Origin of the sequence: Victivallis sp. (assembly GCF_048170485.1) — a bacterium.
Classification (GTDB): Bacteria; Verrucomicrobiota; Lentisphaeria; order Victivallales; family Victivallaceae; genus Victivallis.
In genome coordinates, this window is sequence record NZ_DBEXAY010000062.1 from 1 (window position 1) to 2,690 (window position 2,690).

3 protein-coding genes are annotated in these 2,690 nt (G+C 61.5%); all 3 read left to right on the plus strand.

Features of this window, described 5'->3' with window-relative positions; genetic code table 11:
* A partial coding sequence (locus ACMLHG_RS03295; protein ID WP_417169539.1) for a tetratricopeptide repeat protein occupies positions 1 to 846 on the plus strand: 846 nt, incomplete at its 5' end.
* 96 nt (positions 847 to 942) lie between these two features.
* Entirely contained in the window at positions 943 to 2,220 is a 1,278-nt protein-coding gene (locus tag ACMLHG_RS03300) for a hypothetical protein (RefSeq protein ID WP_417169540.1), read from the plus strand.
* 136 nt (positions 2,221 to 2,356) lie between these two features.
* On the plus strand, positions 2,357 to 2,690 hold a 334-nt coding region (locus tag ACMLHG_RS03305; protein WP_417169541.1), incomplete at its 3' end, for a hypothetical protein.

Genomic DNA, 2,690 nt, shown 5'->3' on the forward strand with positions numbered 1-2,690 from the left:
TGGGAGGAGGAAGGCACCACGCAGAGCAAGGCCGCCGACGCCAAGGCTGCTGTCACCCAGCAGCTGATGGATGGTTCGATCCACGACGCTGACCAGGCGAAAATGCTGATCGAAAAATTCACGGAAGATCTCAAGACCAACGACTCCGTGGATATCCGTCGCAAGCTGGCCGACGCCTACATGGTGGCCGAGGATTACGAAGCGGCACAGCGGGAACTCAAGATCGTCGCGAAGAAACTCGGCGCACTCGACCCCGCACTCGACAAGAGCATCGAAAAAGCCTACGTCGCCCAGATCAATCAGGCGATCCGGGAGCTCAAGCGCAACCCCACCGCCTACGACCAGCCGGAGGCGCAGATCGCCCAGCTCGAAGAGCAGCGTGAACAGTACCGCCTCGATCGCGCCGTCACCCGGGTGGAAACCTATCCGAACGATACGCAGCTCCGCTACGATCTCGGCGAGATCTATCTCGGACGCAACGAGTTTGAAAAAGCGATCCCGCACTATACCGAAGCACTTCACAGCCCGCAGAAGAAGACCGCCTGTCACGTCCGGCTCGGCAGTTGTCTGGTCGGCGCCGGCAAGCCGCAGGAGGCGATCGCCGAATTCGAACAGGGGCTCAAGGAACTTCACACCATGAAGGACAAGTTGCGGGTGGATGCCGTTTACGGTCTCGGTCTGGCCTACGAGGCGCTGGGGCAGAAGGAGAAGGCGCTGGAGTGCTTCCGCGAAGTCTATCAGGTTCGGCCGAAATACCGCGACGTCGCCAGCCGGGTGGGGGCGGCGCAGCCCTCCGCGGAAGCCGCGCCGGAAGCCGCGCCGGAGCAGCCCGCTCCGGAAAAATGAAAATAAATCCCGGATTCCTATTGAATTTTACGGAATCGCGGGCTAAATTCTGATACGACAGATTTTTTGCGATTCAATGCCGAGAAAGGGTTTATCATGGCTGATCAGGAACCGAAAACCGAAAATCCCGGAATCAACGAGGACGATACCAGGACACGGAAAACTGTCCGCCTGAAATCTCCCTCGGTGACGCCTTCGTCGATCAAGCTGCCCGCCGCCGCCCCGATTACGGATCCGATGACCGGCCGCGACACCGACACCGGCAATCTCGATGTCCTTGCCGACACCCAGACCCGCCGCACGGTGAAACTCAAGCCGCTGGCGCCGCAGAAGGCGGCGAATACGCCGATCAAGCTGCAGGGCGCGGGAGTGACCACCACGACGACGGTGAATCCGGTCGCGCCGGATGTCCAGAATACGCAGACCCGGAAGACGGTGGTGCTCAAACCGGCGGCTCCGGCCGGAATTCAACTCGATGGAGCCAATACGCAGACCCGCAAAACGGTGGTGTTGCGTCCCTCGGTGGCGCCCGCCTCCGGGCTGCATGTCACCCCGTCTGCGCCTGCCGCGGACGCGGAGGACACCACCACCCGCAAAACAGTGGCACTGCATCCTTCGACAGCCGCCACCTCCGGCTTGAAGATCACGCCGGCCCCCGCCGCGGCGGCCGCCGGGGAGGAGGATGATACCAGAACCCGGAAGACGGTGGTGTTGAAGCCGTCGGCGGCAACGCCCGCCGGTTTGAAAATCGAAAAAGAAGACATGGATGATGCGACGATCCGCATTCAGCGGCCGCCGCACAAGACTCCGGCCACCCCGGCCGCCGCGCCCGCCGCTCCGGCGGCGCAGAAGCAGACGGTGGAACTTTCGGCCGAGGCGCTGGTGCCTGAAGAGGGTGCTCCGCGGCAGACGGTGGAGCTCCCGGCCGAGGCGCTGGTGCCGGAAAATGAGATTCAGAAGACGATGGAGCTGGACACCTCCGATCTCGTCGATGAGAAGGCGACGGTGAAGCTCGCTCCGCCGAAACACCCGGTTCCGCCGCCGGTTCCGCCGGTGAAGAAGACCGGCAAGATTGAGACCGAAGAGCCGGAAAAGGCTCCGGAGACGGAAGATGCGGCGGAAGGTGCGGAGGCTCCGGCCGAAGAGACAGCCGCCGCTCCGGCCGAAGAGGCCGCCGCTGCCGGGAAGAAGCAGAAGAAGGTGAAGGCGCCGCGCCCCGCGTATTCCGCCGACGTGCGTCGGCCCAGCGCCGCTTATCTGGTGATGGCGGTGATCACGCTGATCCTGATGGTCGGGACGGCGACGCTGACGACCGTGCAGTATCTCAATCTCTGTCAGAATCAGAACATCGAACTGCCCGGATTGGGCAAGTAACGGTTCGATTGAAGGCGCAGCATCCCGCAACCGGGAGCGCTGCGCTTTTTTTTGTTCCGGCGGATTGAAATCATCCGTTTCCGCCGTTATATTACCTGTCCGAATTCATCAAAACTTCATATGGGAATGTGATATCATGCCGTTTGACCGTGGATCGTTTGCATTTACGATGTTCGATGTGCCGGAGGAACTTCCGGAAAATTTTCTCGCACTTTTCGCTGCGAAAAAGGCAGGGTCGCTCGACTCTGTCACGGCGGAGCCGCAGTTCGGCTGGGTTACCGGGCATCATCTGCTCGACACGACGATTGACGAGGCGTCGGCCCAGCTGGGCGGCAGCTATTATCTGACGCTCCGGCAGGCGGTCCGGAAGATGCCGGCGTCGCTGCTCAACGCGGTCTGCAAGCGCGAAGAGCAGGCTTACATGCGGGCCAACAATCTTGAATATGTTTCCAGCAAGGTGAAGAAACAGA

Bases quoted from the DNA above. Each gene is read 5' to 3' on its own strand.
- ACMLHG_RS03300 (WP_417169540.1), top strand. From the start codon at position 943: ATGGCTGATCAGGAACCGAAAACCGAAAATCCCGGAATCAACGAGGAC.